This window comes from Mesorhizobium sp. M0011, from assembly GCF_040324155.1.
Lineage (GTDB): Bacteria > Pseudomonadota > Alphaproteobacteria > Rhizobiales > Rhizobiaceae > Mesorhizobium.
Genome location: NZ_JAMYVQ010000015.1, coordinates 92,189 through 107,100, shown reverse-complemented (window position 1 = coordinate 107,100; position 14,912 = coordinate 92,189). Strand labels below are relative to the sequence as shown.

General features: G+C 59.0%; 13 protein-coding genes. 11 read left to right on the top strand and 2 right to left on the bottom strand.

Annotated elements, in window-relative coordinates; all coding sequences use genetic code 11:
- Nucleotide 1 precedes the first annotated feature (1 nt).
- The 11 genes from NKK51_RS17860 (at nucleotide 2) to NKK51_RS17810 (ending at nucleotide 12,006) form a co-directional block, all read left to right on the top strand.
- Nucleotides 2-1,111 carry an electron transfer flavoprotein subunit alpha/FixB family protein gene (locus tag NKK51_RS17860; protein ID WP_352554115.1) on the top strand — a complete coding sequence of 370 codons (1,110 nt, stop codon included), beginning with the start codon at nucleotides 2-4 and terminating at the stop codon, nucleotides 1,109-1,111.
- A 9-nt stretch (nucleotides 1,112-1,120) separates the two neighbouring features.
- On the top strand, nucleotides 1,121-2,428 hold the full coding sequence (locus NKK51_RS17855; protein WP_023784677.1) for an FAD-binding protein: 1,308 nt from the start codon (nucleotides 1,121-1,123) through the stop codon (nucleotides 2,426-2,428).
- 11 nt (nucleotides 2,429-2,439) lie between these two features.
- Nucleotides 2,440-2,739, top strand: coding sequence for a ferredoxin family protein (locus NKK51_RS17850; RefSeq protein ID WP_023678245.1), 300 nt, complete (start codon nucleotides 2,440-2,442; stop codon nucleotides 2,737-2,739).
- Nucleotides 2,740-2,918: 179 nt separating this feature from the next.
- Nucleotides 2,919-4,682, top strand: a complete 1,764-nt coding sequence (gene nifA, locus NKK51_RS17845) for a nif-specific transcriptional activator NifA (RefSeq protein WP_502902471.1) — start codon at nucleotides 2,919-2,921, stop codon at nucleotides 4,680-4,682.
- Nucleotides 4,683-4,921: 239 nt separating this feature from the next.
- Complete coding sequence (gene nifB / locus NKK51_RS17840) at nucleotides 4,922-6,397, top strand: nitrogenase cofactor biosynthesis protein NifB (protein WP_352554114.1); 1,476 nt, start codon at nucleotides 4,922-4,924, stop codon at nucleotides 6,395-6,397.
- Between the two features lie 31 nt (nucleotides 6,398-6,428).
- A complete protein-coding gene (locus NKK51_RS17835) occupies nucleotides 6,429-6,623 on the top strand; it encodes a 4Fe-4S dicluster domain-containing protein (protein WP_023672218.1) in 195 nt (64 codons plus the stop codon).
- Between the two features lie 88 nt (nucleotides 6,624-6,711).
- On the top strand, nucleotides 6,712-7,029 hold the full coding sequence (locus NKK51_RS17830) for a nitrogen fixation protein NifZ (RefSeq protein ID WP_352554113.1): 318 nt from the start codon (nucleotides 6,712-6,714) through the stop codon (nucleotides 7,027-7,029).
- Nucleotides 7,026-7,238 carry a putative nitrogen fixation protein NifT gene (gene nifT / locus NKK51_RS17825; RefSeq protein WP_023813715.1) on the top strand — a complete coding sequence of 71 codons (213 nt, stop codon included), beginning with the start codon at nucleotides 7,026-7,028 and terminating at the stop codon, nucleotides 7,236-7,238. The genes NKK51_RS17830 and nifT overlap by 4 nt, the downstream gene beginning before the upstream one ends.
- Nucleotides 7,239-7,271: 33 nt before the next feature.
- The gene (locus NKK51_RS17820) at nucleotides 7,272-8,174 is read left to right on the top strand and encodes an SIR2 family NAD-dependent protein deacylase (RefSeq protein ID WP_352554112.1); all 903 of its coding nucleotides are present in this window, start codon (nucleotides 7,272-7,274) and stop codon (nucleotides 8,172-8,174) included.
- A gap of 72 nt (nucleotides 8,175-8,246) precedes the next feature.
- Entirely contained in the window at nucleotides 8,247-10,091 is a 1,845-nt protein-coding gene (locus NKK51_RS17815; RefSeq protein ID WP_352554111.1) for an ABC transporter ATP-binding protein, read from the top strand.
- 22 nt (nucleotides 10,092-10,113) lie between these two features.
- Nucleotides 10,114-12,006 (top strand): ABC transporter ATP-binding protein, encoded by a 1,893-nt coding sequence (locus NKK51_RS17810; protein WP_352554110.1) that lies wholly within the window; start codon nucleotides 10,114-10,116, stop codon nucleotides 12,004-12,006.
- 600 nt (nucleotides 12,007-12,606) lie between these two features.
- On the opposite strand, the gene NKK51_RS17805 is transcribed toward NKK51_RS17810, so the two are convergent.
- Nucleotides 12,607-13,647, bottom strand: coding sequence for an LLM class flavin-dependent oxidoreductase (locus tag NKK51_RS17805; protein ID WP_352554109.1), 1,041 nt, complete (start codon nucleotides 13,645-13,647; stop codon nucleotides 12,607-12,609).
- Nucleotides 13,648-13,736: 89 nt separating this feature from the next.
- Nucleotides 13,737-14,876 (bottom strand): histidinol-phosphate transaminase, encoded by a 1,140-nt coding sequence (gene hisC, locus NKK51_RS17800; protein WP_023736288.1) that lies wholly within the window; start codon nucleotides 14,874-14,876, stop codon nucleotides 13,737-13,739.
- Nucleotides 14,877-14,912 lie beyond the last annotated feature (36 nt).

Here is a 14,912-nt window from a genome sequence, read left to right as displayed (position 1 = left end):
GATGTCGACCGCGAACCGAGAAACCCCTCGCCCTGCCGCCGGCCGCGCCGGCATAAAGAAGGAGCTGCCCGCCCATTTCAAGGACTACCGGCACGTCTGGGTCTTCATCGAGCTCGAACGCGGCCAGGTCCACCCCGTATCATTCGAGCTGCTCGGCGAAGGCCGCAAATTAGCAGACAAGCTTCAGGTCCAGCTTGCAGGCGTCGTGCTCGGACCGCCGGGAGAGGCCGTCGGGAACGCCGTTGCCGAAGCATTCGCCTATGGTGCTGACCTTATCTACATCGCCGAGGCGCCCCTGCTCGCCGACTATCGGAACGAGCCTTTCACCAAGGCAATGACGGATCTGGTCGATACCCACAAACCCGAAATCCTTCTTCTCGGTGCCACCACACTCGGCAGGGATCTTGCCGGCTCCGTGGCGACGACCTTGCAGACAGGGCTCACGGCCGACTGCACCGAACTCGATGTGGATACCGACAGTTCGCTCGCCGCCACGCGTCCGACTTTCGGCGGTTCCTTGTTGTGCACGATCTATACGCTCAATTTCCGCCCTCAGATGGCGACAGTGCGGCCAAGGGTCATGCCCATGCCGCAGCGGACGGATAAACCGGTCGGGCGTGTCATCCGGCACAAGCTCTCGCTTGCCGAGGACGAGATCGCTACCAAAGTCCTCGGCTTCCTGCCGGACAATCAGTCGGCAAAGGCAAACCTTGCCTATGCCGACGTCGTGGTTGCGGGAGGCCTTGGTCTTGGCGCGGCGGAGAACCTGCAGCTTGTGAAGAACCTCGCGCGAGCAATCGGCGCCGAGCATGGCTGTTCGCGCCCGTTGGTCCAGAAGAGCTGGATGCCAGCTGATCGGCAGATCGGCCAGACTGGCAAGACCATCCGGCCGAAGCTTTACATAGCGGCCGGGATTTCCGGCGCCGTCCAGCATCGGGTTGGCGTCGAGGGGGCGGATCTCATCGTGGCCATCAACACCGACCCGAACGCGCCGATTTTCGATTTCGCTCACCTCGGAATCGTCACCGACGCGATCCGCTTCCTGCCCGCACTGACGGAAGCCTTCACCCGGCGGCTGTCGCCCCACAGTCGCGATAAGCTTGCGAGCTAAGGGACGGACATGATCGAGGAAAACTTCGACGCCATTGTTGTTGGGGCAGGCATGTCCGGAAACGCAGCTGCTTACACCATGGCCAGCCATGGCCTAAAGGTGCTGCAGTTGGAGCGCGGTGAATATCCGGGCTCCAAGAATGTCCAAGGTGCCATCATGTACGCGAACATGCTGGAGAAGATCATCCCGGATTTCAGGGACGATGCGCCTCTCGAGCGGCATTTGGTTGAACAGCGGCTTTGGGTGATGGACGACACATCCCATACCGGGATTCACTATCGGTCGGACGACTTCAATGAGGCCAAGCCCAACCGATACACAATCATCCGTGCCCAGTTCGACAAATGGTTTTCGCGTAAGGTGCGCGAGGCAGGCGCGACGGTTCTGTGCGAGACGACCGTGACGGAGCTCATCCGTGACGCCAAGGACAGGGTGGTCGGCGTCCGCACAGATCGGGCCGGCGGAGCCATCTACGCGGACGTGGTCGTTCTCGCAGAAGGTGTCTGCGGACTGCTTGGCACGCGAGCCGGCCTGCGCCAGATGCCGAAGCCGCAAACCGTGGCGCTCGCCGTTAAGGAAATGCATTTCCTGCCCGAAGAGGTCATTGAGCAGCGGTTCGGCGTCAAGGGCGATGAAGGCTGCGTGATCGAGGCGGTGGGCACGACCTCCCGCAGCATGGCCGGGCTCGGCTTCCTCTACACCAACAAGGAGTCGATCTCACTGGGCATTGGCTGCCTCGTCTCCGATTTTGCCGCGATGGTCGAGAGCCCCTACGTTCTCCTTGATGCCTTAAAGAGCCATCCTTCGATCCGGCCGCTGATCGCCGGCTCGGAAGTGAAAGAATATTCCGCACACCTCATTCCCGAAGGCGGCTACAAGGCTATTCCGCAGCTGTTTGGCGATGGTTGGGTCGTGGTCGGCGATGCCGCGCAACTGAACAACGCCATTCACCGCGAGGGTTCGAACCTCGCCATGACCTCCGGCCGCATCGCGGCTGAGGCAATCATCGAGGTCAACAGCCGCAACGCTCCTATGACCAAACGAAATCTCGCTCTTTACAAAGCCATGCTGGACAAGTCCTTCGTGGTCAAGGACCTAAAGAAATACAAAGATATGCCGGCCTTGCTCCACACCAATTCCTGCAATTACTTCACAACTTACCCGCGGTTGATGTCGCAAGCCGCGCAGAACTTCATGCGTGTCGACGGCACGCCGAAGATCGAGAAGGAAAAGGCGACCACGGCGGCCTTCATCAAGGCGCGCTCGCGTTGGGGGCTGGTCAGCGACGCGGTCCGCCTTGCATTGGCGTGGCGCTGAAGGGAGACGAAATGACGATCGCAGTGACAAAGTCACGTGTCGAGGACAAGCTTTACCAGAACCGCTACTTGGTGGATTCCGGCCGCCCGCATATCAAAGTGCGACCGCACGAGAGGCCAAGCGCGAACTTGCTCGCGCTTACCCACGTCTGCCCGGCGAAATGTTATGAGTTGAACGACAAAGGTCAAGTGGAGATCACTGCTGACGGCTGCATGGAGTGCGGCACCTGCCGGATTTTGTGTGAGACCAGTGGCGAGATCGAGTGGAACTATCCACGCGGCGGTTTCGGAGTCCTCTTCAAATTCGGATGACCGACGCACGCACGTATTAAGAGGGTTGATCTTGATACAGTTTAGGTCTCGCCCAATGCCAAGTCTATTTTCTTTGCTTCGATCGTCGCTTTGACGAAGAGAAGCTCGTGAATACCATGCTTTCAGAATTCAGATAAAAAAGGAGGAGCACTCTGGACGACAACCCCTGAGGTGTTTCCATGACCCACGGACCGCAAGATCGGGTCGACGAGGTTGGACCTCGGGAGACCCGCCCTGAACCGCCCATCAAAAGCATGCCCCAATCAGATATCGCGCTCAGAGGACTCTACGAGATATCGAAGGTGCTCACCGCCCCCAGCGAGCTGGAGATTACGCTCGCCAATGTCGTGAACGTCCTGCCTTCATTTCTGCAGATGCGTCACGGAGCAATCGTCGTCCTGGACGCTGAAGGAGAGCTGGAGATTGCCGCGACTGCCGGCAATACCCACGTACGTCAATCAGGCACTCGCCGCGTCATACCACAGGCCGTAACAGATCAAATCGTCGCTACGGGGACGCCGCTCTTCATACCGGACGTGCGCAAGTCCCAACTATTTCAGGCTGACCTTCAAACGTCTTCGAGCATCGGAACCATCCCAATTGCCTTTATCGGTATCCCGCTAAAGGCTGATCATGATATCCTTGGGACATTGTCGATCGACCGCGCCGGAGACGGCGCCACCGACTTTCGCGACGACGAGGACATTTATTTCCTGACGATGGTCGCCAACCTTGTCGGCCGGACCATCCGCCTCCATCGCGCCCTGAGTACAGATCGTCAGCGGTGTGGCCATGAGCAATCGGGACCGGAGAAATCGCCCAACGAGGGGAGGACCTACGACCCTGCCCGGCATGCGGATGCCAAAATCGACGGGATCATCGGGGAAAGCCCCGCACTCAAGCAGGTGCTCGAAACCGTCTCGGTCGTAGCAGGGACCAATTCCACCGTGCTTCTGCGGGGTGAAAGCGGCACCGGCAAGGAATTCTTTGCGCAGGCCATCCATAAGCTCTCACGTCGGAGGAAGAAGTCTTTCGTCAAATTGAACTGCGCCGCACTGTCTGAAAGCGTTCTGGAGTCAGAACTGTTTGGGCATGAAAAGGGCGCTTTCACGGGTGCTATCTCCCAGCGCGCCGGTCGTTTTGAATTGGCAAATGAGGGAACGCTGCTACTTGATGAAATCGGCGAGATTTCGCCGGCCTTTCAAGCCAAGCTGTTGCGTGTCTTGCAGGAAGGCGAGTTGGAGCGAGTCGGCGGCACCAAAACGCTACAGGTCGACGTGCGCCTCATATGCGCCACCAACAAGGACCTCGAGACGGCCGTCATAAAAGGGGAGTTCAGGGCCGACCTTTATTACCGCATCAATGTCGTGCCAATTATCCTGCCTCCGCTCAGAGAGAGAACCGGCGATATTCCACGCCTTGCGAACGCCTTCCTCAACCGGTTCAACAAGGAGAACGATCGCGCACTAGCCTTCGCGGCGCCGGCGCTTGACCTGATCTCGCAATGTTACTTCCCTGGTAACGTCCGCGAGCTGGAGAACTGCGTCCAAAGGACGGCCACACTTGCGCGCTCAAGGACGATCACTCCATCCGATTTCGCCTGTAAGAAGGGCCAGTGCCTTTCCTGGCTCCTCTGGAAGCGAGCCGACCGATCGAATGGCGGCAATGCCATCGACGATCTCGCACGGGTCAACGCAGCGCCGGTCGGATTGCGGCTGCCGGCCAGTTGCATCGGTGCCTCCGCAGGCAAGATATCTCCCTTTACGGCAGGCGATCCGAACGATCCCACTTGTCCCCCGCGTCTGGCGGAACGCGACCGGGTGATCGACGCGATGGACAAGGCCGGTTGGGTTCAGGCCAGGGCGGCTCGTATCCTCGGGCTCACGCCGCGGCAAGTCGGCTACGCCCTGCGCCGGCATGGTATCGTGGTGAAGAAATTCTAGACGTCGTGATGACGTCAACCGTAAGCAGCCCGGAGTGGTCTCGCTCACACTTTGCGCGCCCAAGGCTGGTAGCCTCGCGACCCTATTTGCGTGTCCACTGTCGTAAGCCCGACAAAGGTGTGTCGGAGCAATCCGAAGGAATCTGACACGACAAGCCTATTCGTGAACCGAAACAGCTCTTTGAGCTGGCATAGCTCTTGCGCTTTGAACTGCGACATCACGCAGCAACGGAGCCGTTCATGTCTGCACCGGCAATTTCGCTTGAGAGCCTCAGCACGACATTCGGTGACCAGTTGCTTGGCACCATGAAACCCGGTGGCTGCGCGTCATCCTGCGGCTCGTCGACAAAGCCCGACGACACGGATCCGGCTGTCTGGGAGAAGATCAAGGATCATCCCTGCTTTTCAGAAGAGGCGCATCACTATTTCGCGCGCATGCACGTCGCGGTCGCGCCGGGCTGCAACATCCAGTGCAACTACTGCAATCGCAAATATGACTGCGCCAACGAAAGCCGGCCTGGGGTGGCCTCTGAAAAGCTGACGCCCGACCAGGCGCTACGCAAGGTGATCGCGGTCGCCAGCGAGGTGCCGCAGCTTTCCGTGCTCGGCATCGCCGGACCGGGCGATGCCTGTTACGACTGGAAGAAGACGAAGGCGACCTTCGCCAGGGTCGCCAGGGAAATCCCAGACATCAAGTTTTGCATCTCCACGAATGGGCTCGCGCTACCGGACCATGTCGATGAGCTTGCCGACATGAATGTCGATCACGTGACGATCACCATCAACATGGTCGACCCTGAGGTCGGTACAAAGATCTATCCTTGGATCTTTTACGACCATCGCCGCTACGTCGGCCTCGAAGCCGCCCGGATGCTGCACGAGCGGCAGATGTTGGGCCTGGAGATGCTGACCGCGCGCGGCATCCTCACCAAAATCAATTCGGTGATGATTCCTGGCGTGAACGATGAGCATCTGATCGAGGTGAATAGATGGGTCAAGGAGCGAGGCGCGTTCCTGCACAACCTCATGCCGCTGATTTCGGACCCGGCGCACGGCACGCACTACGGACTGAGTGGGCAGCGCGGCCCAAACGCAATGGAGCTGAAGGCTCTTCAGGATCGTCTCGAAGGCGGCGCCCAGTTGATGCGCCACTGCCGGCAGTGCCGGGCAGATGCCGTCGGCATGCTTGGCGAGGATCGTGGCCAGGAATTCACGGCCGACCGGATTCCCGGCGAGGTCACCTACGATGCCAGCAAGCGTAACGCCTATCGGGAGCTGGTCGCGCAGGAGCGCCGTGATCACGTGGCGGCCAGAAGTGAAGCGATCGGATTGGTCAAGGCAGCGAGGCCCGGCAAATCCGTCCTCTTCGCGGTGGCGACCAAGGGCGGCGGCCGCGTCAACGAACATTTCGGCCATGCGAAGGAATTCCAGGTTTACGAAGCCTCGCCGAGAGGGATCAGCTTTGTCGGGCATCGCAAGGTGGAGAAGTATTGCCTCGGCGGCTTGGGCAAGGAAGCCGCCCTCGATGGCATCATCGCAGCCCTTCAAGGCATAGATATCGTGCTGTGCGCCAGGATTGGAACTTGCCCGCAGGATCAGCTCGCGGACGCTGGAATCAGAGCCACCGACGCTTGCGCCCATGACTATATCGCGACGGCAATCAGCGCGATTTACACCGCCGCGTCAGGGGCCCCCGCACTCGCGGCGACGGCCTGAGCTGTCTCATCCATTCGGACCAGGAGTTAAAATGGCTTTCAAGATCATCGCATCCCAATGCACCCAATGCGGCGCCTGCGAATTCGAATGTCCTTCCGGCGCGATCAAGTTCAAAGGCGAGAGCTACGTGATCGAGTCACAGAAGTGCACCGAATGCGAGGGGGTCTTCGATGCGCAGCAATGTGCCTCGGTATGTCCGGTGCCGAAGACCTGCGTTCCTGCGTGACCACATGGCTGCCGACATGGTTGGGGCTGCCTACGCAGGACGCCTGGAACGCACAACCTGCAGCCGCAAGAGAAATCAGGGAACGGACATGTCGCTCGGACGCGAAGAGGAGATCGAAATCCGCAGGCCGCCACGCTTCATGCCGGGAGAGCGGGTACGTGCTACTCGCCACATAAAGAATGACGGCACCTATCCTGGCAGGGAGATCGGCGAAAATCTCGTGCGCAAGGGCGACGAGGGATATGTGCGCGACATCGGCACCTTTCTCCAGCAGTTCTTCATCTATGCGGTCGAGTGGATCGACCGTGGCACCGTCGTCGGCATGCGAGCGCGTGAACTGATGAGCCTCGAGAAAGCCGAGTCCTGCAGTGCTGAAAGCAATACCAATGAAGGGACCGCCAGATGAAAGTCATGATCCGCAGGACCGATGCTGGCTTGTCGGCCTATGTCCCCAAAAAGGACCTCGAAGAGCCGATCATCAAGCTCGAGAAGGAAGAGTTGTGGGGCGGAACTATCACGCTCCGGAACGGGTGGCGGCTCGTCTTACCCGATCTCCCACGGGATACGCGTCTGCCGATCACTGTCGAGGCAAGGAAGGTTTCCGAAGAGGACTGATGCTGCCGCTAAGTGCGTCGCGAGGAAACGAGCATGAATACGATCCTGACATCGGGCCACCTTGTCATAGTGCGGGACAGTTTTGCCGATAAGCTGCTTGACCTGGCGAAGGCAGCGCTCGCCGCCGATGAGGTGATCCCCTATCTCGGTCCGGGTCTTCTTGGGTTCAACTGTGCGGAACCGCCTGTGCCGCATACTCCGGAGGTCGTTGCCGCGGCACTCAATGCACGGGCGCCCGCCCCTTCCAGGATCCGCACCAATATGTGGTCGGTTGCGCAGTTCATCGAACAGCGCCGGCATCGCCGGACGCTTCAAGCTTGGATGACCGAGATATTCGCAGCGCCGGTGAGGCCAACCCTCCTCCACGCCTGGCTCGCAAGGCTGCCGCTCTCCCTCATCATCGACAGCTGGTATGACAGCGCGATGCGCACGGCTCTCGTGGAGACCGGCCGAACGGACGTCGTTGAGATACAAGGCGTCACGCGGGCGAACGAAATCGGCAACATTTGGACAAAAACCTACGATTTGTCCGGGAGGGAGCTCGACCGATCGGGGGCAAAGACGGTCCTCTATACACCTCACGGGAGTAGTAGGCCCTCGCAAAACTTTCTCGTCGCAGATTCCGACTATGTCGAAGTCCTGACCGAAATTGATATCCAGACACCTATTCCTGACGTGGTGAAGGAACGGCGCATCACCCGTGGATTTTTCTTCGTTGGCTGCCGCTTCAACGATCAGATGCTGCGCACCTACGCCAGACAGATCATGAAGCGCTCCCGCGGTCCCTATTGCACCGTAATGGACGCGGAAACCCTGACCAGAAACGAAGCGCGTTTCCTTGCGGCAAGCGGAATCACGGTGATCGACATGCCACTTAGTCAAGCGGCGGCTCGGCTTCTGGGAACGGGCAAGGCTGCAGGTTGTGGACAGGATTAAAATGGCGGTCGCCTTTGATGATGCGTCCTTCGGCTTTCCTCGAAGGCGCAAAATGCAGTCGGGAATACACCCGTGAACAGTGATGCTGTCGGCAGCGCAACGAACGCTCTGAATTCGTTGACCCATGTTGAAGCGGCGCGCTGGGGCCGGGATTTGAGTACGCTGTTGCGCATAACGCGCATGAATTTTCGGCATCCCTGGCAGGTCGCCTTCGCTATGGGCTCGACGGTCATGGCGGCAATCCTCCAGTTGCTCATTCCCCAGCTTCTCGGCCGGGCTGTCGACCAGGCCCAGACAGCCATCGGGGGCGGTGTCGCCGGGAGCGCGGCGGGACAAGCGCTCTGGACCCCGGCTCTCCTGCTGCTCGCCGTCAGCGCGCTACGCGGCCTTTTCACGATGGCGCAGAACTATTTTGCCGAAGCCGTCGGGCATCATGTCGCGTACGAACTGCGGCTCGCCTACTACGACAAGATCCAGCGTCTCAGCTTTTCCTTTCACGATCGGGTCCATTCAGGCGATCTGATCACCATCGGAATGCTCGATCTCCAAGGCGTGCGGATGTATTTTTCCACCGCGCTCGTTCGCGTGGTCCTGCTCACCATGCTGATCGGGATCGGCGCCTACATGATGATCTCGATCGATCTCATGCTCGGCCTGGTCGCGCTGAGCTTCGTGCCTTTTGTCGCCTGGCGCTCATCGACCACACAGCTTAGGCTGCGCGCCACCTGGCTCGACCTCTATGAGCGCCTTTCGGTACTAAGCCGCGTGATGAAGGAAAATCTCGCAGGCATCCGCGTGGTTCGCGCTTTTGCGGCTCAATCCTATGAGATGCTGAAGTTCGACCGCGCTTCCAAGACCGCGCTCGGCCTCGCCAACGATCTCGTTGACATCTACGTACCCAGCACGTCGGCGATGACCTTGTCCTTCTTTTTCGCAATGGGATTGGTGCTTTGGATCGGTGGCAACAAGCTCATCGCTGGCGAGATCAGCGTCGGAACGATGGCGACCTTCCTGACCTTCATGACCATCCTGCAAATGCCAGTCCGCCAGATCGGCCTCATGGTCAATGCCTTTGCCCGCGCTTCCAGCTGCGGTTCGCGGCTTTTCGGTCTCCTCGATCAGGAGATCACGATCAGGGATGCTCTCGAGGCCAGACCGCTTGAGATAAGCGACGGCACTCTGCGCTTCCACAATGTCTCATTTGCGTACCCCAATGTCGAAAACCGCGCCATTCTGAAGAACCTCAGCTTTGAGGCCCGGAGAGGCGAGACGATCGCGATCGTCGGTCCGCAGGGTTCCGGCAAATCGACGATGGCTCATCTGATCCCCCGCTTTTACGACGTGACCGGTGGCGCCATCACGTTGGACGGCCAGGACATACGCAATGTCACCCTCGAGAGCCTTCGCAAGGCGGTTGCCGTTGTACAGCAGGATGCGTTCCTGTTCACCACCACGATTGAGAACAACATCGCTTATGGCGACCCCTGGGCGAAGAGACAGCGAATTGAACGCGCTGGCGAATTCGCCCAGCTCCACAACTACATCCTCGGGCTCCCAGCAGGGTATGAGACGGTCGTGGGCGAACGCGGCGTCTCTCTCTCTGGCGGCCAGCGCCAGCGTCTCACGATTGCTCGCACCATGATGCTGCGCCCCTCTGTCGTCGTTTTCGACGACTCGATGGCCGCGATCGATGCCGGCACCGAGCAGCGCATTCGCGCGGCGACGCGGCGCTTCGCCAAGGATCGGGTGACGATCATCATCGCGCACCGGCTGAGTGCGCTTCTGCATGCCGATCAGATCCTTTTTGTCGATAACGGCGAAATCGTAGAACGCGGCACGCATGAAGAGCTTCTGGCGAAGCGGGGACGCTACAGGGCCCTTTACGATCTCCAGACGCGCCCAGGTGATAGCATATGACCCAGTATGGGGGCGCCCGCTGATGGACCAGGGCCCCGGCGAACTCGAAGCCGAACGTGACGACGGCAGACGCCCTCCGCGCGCGGTCGTCGGCTCGCACCGGATCGAGGAGGAGATGTTCGGCCGGGCTTTCGACAAGAGCATCCTCCGCCGGATCTGGGGCTTCGTCCATCCCTATCGGGCAAAGGTATTTGTCACGATTGTCGCGATGTTGATCTTCACCGGGACGCAGCTTCTCATCCCCTTGATCATCCGCTACGCGATCGACCAGGGCATGAACCCGGTAGCGAGCGATCGCTCAGCCCAGCTTGCGGCCGTCGGCGCGTTCCTTTCGGCGATTTTGGTCAATTTCGCCGCCGGTTACATGCAGGAAACCTTGGATGGGAAAATTGCCGAAACTGTCCTGTTCGACATCCGCCGCGCCATGTTTGGCCATCTGCAAAAGGTTTCGCTCTCGTTCATGGACAAGACTGAGGTCGGACGTCTGATGTCGCGCCTGCAAGGCGACGTTAACTCCATACAGGAGTTCCTGGAAACCTCGGTATATTCCCTAGGCGATGTTGCGCTTCTCTTCGGCATCGTTTTCGTAATGCTGTGGCTCGACTTTCGCCTCGGCCTCCTGACGCTGTCGGTTCTGCCGATCCTGGTGATCGTCCGCATTGTCTGGCTGCCGCGTGCCCGCGACGCCTTCATGGCTGCACACGAAACCAATTCAGTCGTCAATGGCGCGCTGGCCGAAGCCATTCACGGCGTGCGGACCATACAGTCGATGGATCGCCAGCAGGTGAATTTCATTCTTTTCGACGACCGGGCCCATGCCAACCTCAGGACCCAACTGATCGCTGCCAGATATGCACTGGTCATGGTGCCTATCGTCGATGGCCTGACGGGCCTCGCCTTGGCCGCCGTTATTGTGGTCGGCGGCTCGATGGTCGTGAATAGCCGTATAGATGTGGGCGTGTTGGTAGCCTACCTGTTTTACATCCAGCGCTTCTTTGACCCGATCCGCTCACTCACCCTGCAATATTCGATCATGCAGCGCGCCATGGCCTCAGGCAAGCGCCTGACCGATGTGCTCGATGTCAAGATCGATGTTCAGGACAAACCCAATGCCGAGGTGCTTTCGCCCGAAATGGACGGCTCGGTTGAGTTTAGGGACGTCACATTCGGCTACGATCCGAACCGTTCGGTTCTGAAAAATGTCTCCTTCAGGGTCAACCCCGGCGAGACGGTCGCACTGGTCGGACCGAGCGGTTCTGGCAAATCGAGTGCGATGGCCCTGGTCCACCGCTTCTATGATGTTCAGCAGGGTCAGGTGCTGGTCGGCGGGCATGATGTGCGCGACCTCACCCAAGAATCGCTCGGCCGCCAGGTCGCCATGGTGCTGCAGGAGCCATTCCTGTTCACCGGGACGGTCTTCGAGAACATTCGATACCAGAAGACGGAAGCCACGCGCGACAAGGTGATCGAGGCGGCGACGGCGGTCGGCGCGCATGACTTCGTCATGAGCCTCGCCGACGGGTATGAGACCCAACTTGGCGAACGCGGCGACAACTTATCTCTTGGCCAGCGCCAGCTTATCAGTTTCGCCCGGGCCCTCGTCGCTGACGCCAAGATCCTCGTGCTCGACGAAGCTACCGCCAACATCGACAGCTACACGGAATTGCAGATTCAGAAGGCTCTGATCAAGCTGCTTGAAGGGCGGACTGGCCTCGTCATCGCCCACCGCCTCGCCACGATCCGGGGGGCCGACCGCATCATCGTGCTTCAGAATGGCCAAGTTGTTGCGACTGGCAACCACGATGAGCTAATAGCCATGGGCGGCCTGTATTCCAAACTCTACTATCTCAACTATGCCTCCTTCGACGACATCCCCGAACACGAGACCACCGTGCAAGCTGGCTCCCAGACCTGACTTTTTGGCGGCCTTGTGGTAGTGGCGTTGACTTTCGGGCGTGTCGGCGGACCACTCAGGCACCGCAGACGGCCAGCAGGCAGCATTCAAGGACAAGCACTCCTCGCAGTTCGTGAAGACCGGCTGCGAACGATTTCCTCCAGCATCGTATCCCGACCGCGGTGCACCCCATCATCGGGCGAGCTCGCTCCTGGTGGTGGCTGGGCGTAGCAAAGCCGCTCGCGAGCGCGCCCTCAACAGCGCCGAAGCGAGTGGCGGCTTTGCTACCGCCGGGCCGCTGATGAAGCTGGAGGCGCCGCACCGACGCCGCCCCGGGCGAGAAGAACCTCTGCGGCGGGCTATGGGCAACGGCTAGCGCGAGCGCGACGAGCAGACGCGTGCCTGCATTGTGACGCGCTCGGCCATCATCTCCTTAGGATCATGCAGGTTCACAAGATGGCCCAGACGCCAGCCAACGCACAAACCTGGTATTCTGTGCCGCCGGCTCGTCGTCAGTTTGGCCTCCCTCCCGATTGCCCGTCCCCACCACGTGCACGCTAGAGCACGTGGATGTGAGGGAGCGCTGTACAACGATTCAACCTCAGACTGCGAATTTCATGGTCAGCCAAGTCGAGCCATGATTTCGGATTGGATGGTCGTCGCAGTGTACAGGGAAGCATCTAGCGGCAGATTTCCAAATGCCAGTTGACAAAGCAGGTAGTTGGCACCTGCCTCTTCCAACTGACCTAACAGAGCTTTTCGCACAGATTCTGCTGATCCTACCACGCACAATTCACTCTCGACTGCCGCATCGAAGGTCAGCGGCAGGTTTGGTGGAGTGGGGATAGCGTTGAGCTCGTAAAGGAATTGGAAGCTCTTGAGCCAGCGTTCGTAAGCAGGTGCCGCGAGCGAATAGGCATGTGTGTCACAACGCCCAACCACGACCATGCGGAGCAATCCGATAAATTGCGCCTGATCCCCCGCGCGGGCGTTGTCCTCTCGATAGGCGCGGAACGCATCAGTAGTTTTGCGAACAGAAGAGGAAGGTCCTACACACGCGATATTTGTTCCATTCGCAGCCGCCCAAGCTGCGGACTCGGGTCGATTGGCAGCGACCCATGTCGGCGGATGTGGACGCTGATGAGGTCTTAGCGTCAAAGGAACGTCATTGAGATCAAAATGGCGGCCTTGATAGCATAGCGTGCCGACCTTCATCGGATTAACAAGTATTTCCATGAGGATTTCGCTGGCTTCAGCATAACGGCCCGGCACCGCGTCCGCACCAATCCCGAAGTAGCCCAATTCGATCGGGAGAGCACCGCGCCCTATGCCCAGTTCGAGCCTGCCACCGCTCAACTGGTCCAGCATACAGATCTCTTCGAACGCACGCAGCGGATGATAAAGCGCAAGCAGCATCACCAAGGGTCCGAGACGCAAGCGCCGGGTGCGCTGGGCGACGCTCGATAAGAACAGATTCGGCGATGGACCTCTCCCATGGGGAGTACAGTGGTGTTCTGCGAGATGATAGGCATAGAACCCTAGCTGATCGCACGCCTCTGCTAATATCAGGCGATCTTCGTACTGCCGACCGATGTCGCGGCCATCCTCGTCCAGATGATCGAAGATGCCGAACGCTAGGTTTGAAGGAAAGACGTTTGTCACTCGATAAGTCCCCGATTTTAAAAGCAGGCTGTTCTCTTGCTGGGATGACCAAGCAAGTCGGAAGAGATGTGTGTGATCGCCGATTAACGTCAGCGTAACGAAGAAGCAGAGCCTGACGCTTCCCTGCCCTTGGAGCTTGGCACCGTTAAGCTTCCAGCAATGTCGCCAGCGGCAGCAAGAAATGCATCCATCTGCTCTTTTGTGCCGATGCTGACGCGGATGCAGTGTTCCAAGCCTTTGTCCGGAAAAAACGCGACAAGTATCTTTTGCCTTTCCAATGCTGCTTGCCACCATGAGCCGTCCTGTCCCGCGGGCACACGGGCCAGCAAGAAATTTGCGCGGGAGGGCGTTACGGAAAATCCGAGTTGCGACAGCGCGACTGTCACTCGCTCTCGTTCATCCTTGATGTGCTTGTGGTTCTCTGCGTAGGCGCCGCGATGCGCAAGCACGCTGATACCAACGGCATGCCCGATGACGTTCATGTTGAAGACGTTCTGGATGTTTCGCAGCCTGCCAATAATTTCAGGGTGACCGAAACCGAAACCGACGCGAATGCCGGCGGCGGCATAGCTTTTCGAGAATGACCTCAAGATCAGAACGTTCGGATACTGGTTGATGAGGCGCAGGCCATGATCGGGTGCAAAGTCGACGTAGGCTTCATCAAGGACAACCAAGCGGTCTGATTGTGCTACGAGGCGTTCGATATCGCTTATCGGGAGGAATGTTCCGGTCGGATTGTTTGGATTGGCCAACATAATGAACTTGGCGTCTTTTGCCGGACCAGAAAGCAATTGCTCCATTGGCAGGGAATGAGCTTGACATCCGATTTCGAGAAACTCGGCGCCCTGAATCATGGCAAGTTTGCGGTTGAACGAAAACCCTGGCGACATCATCGCAACCTTGTCGCCAGGCGCGAGGAAAGCTCTGTAGATCAGTCCGAGCAGTTCAGACGACCCATTGCCTGCGATGACCTGATCCCTGGAAACGCCATAGGTGCTGGACGCCGCTTCCCTCAAGCTGATGTTATCGTCATCCGGATATAGATACTGGCACTTGAGGGCCGCCACTGCACTTTGCATTATGATTGGCGGCAACGGAAACGGGTTCTCATTCGTATTCAGCTTGACAAAATTTCCGTCCGGTGCTGGTCCGTTGGACGGCAGAGCATATAAGTGTCGCGTCACTGGCGGAAGAGCCGAAAGCACAGTTTGCAGTTTTGCATCGGACATATTTTAACTCCGTTTTAGTCACCAGGGGCATCCGTA

Coding starts and splice junctions, on each gene's coding strand:
- NKK51_RS17835 (WP_023672218.1), top strand. CDS start 6,429: ATGGCTTTCAAGATCATCGCATCCCAATGCACCCAATGCGGCGCCTGC.
- NKK51_RS17850 (WP_023678245.1), top strand. CDS start 2,440: ATGACGATCGCAGTGACAAAGTCACGTGTCGAGGACAAGCTTTACCAG.
- NKK51_RS17810 (WP_352554110.1), top strand. CDS start 10,114: ATGGACCAGGGCCCCGGCGAACTCGAAGCCGAACGTGACGACGGCAGA.
- NKK51_RS17830 (WP_352554113.1), top strand. CDS start 6,712: ATGTCGCTCGGACGCGAAGAGGAGATCGAAATCCGCAGGCCGCCACGC.
- hisC (WP_023736288.1), bottom strand. CDS start 14,876: ATGTCCGATGCAAAACTGCAAACTGTGCTTTCGGCTCTTCCGCCAGTG.
- nifB (WP_352554114.1), top strand. CDS start 4,922: ATGTCTGCACCGGCAATTTCGCTTGAGAGCCTCAGCACGACATTCGGT.
- nifA (WP_502902471.1), top strand. CDS start 2,919: ATGACCCACGGACCGCAAGATCGGGTCGACGAGGTTGGACCTCGGGAG.
- NKK51_RS17820 (WP_352554112.1), top strand. CDS start 7,272: ATGAATACGATCCTGACATCGGGCCACCTTGTCATAGTGCGGGACAGT.
- NKK51_RS17855 (WP_023784677.1), top strand. CDS start 1,121: ATGATCGAGGAAAACTTCGACGCCATTGTTGTTGGGGCAGGCATGTCC.
- NKK51_RS17860 (WP_352554115.1), top strand. CDS start 2: ATGTCGACCGCGAACCGAGAAACCCCTCGCCCTGCCGCCGGCCGCGCC.
- nifT (WP_023813715.1), top strand. CDS start 7,026: ATGAAAGTCATGATCCGCAGGACCGATGCTGGCTTGTCGGCCTATGTC.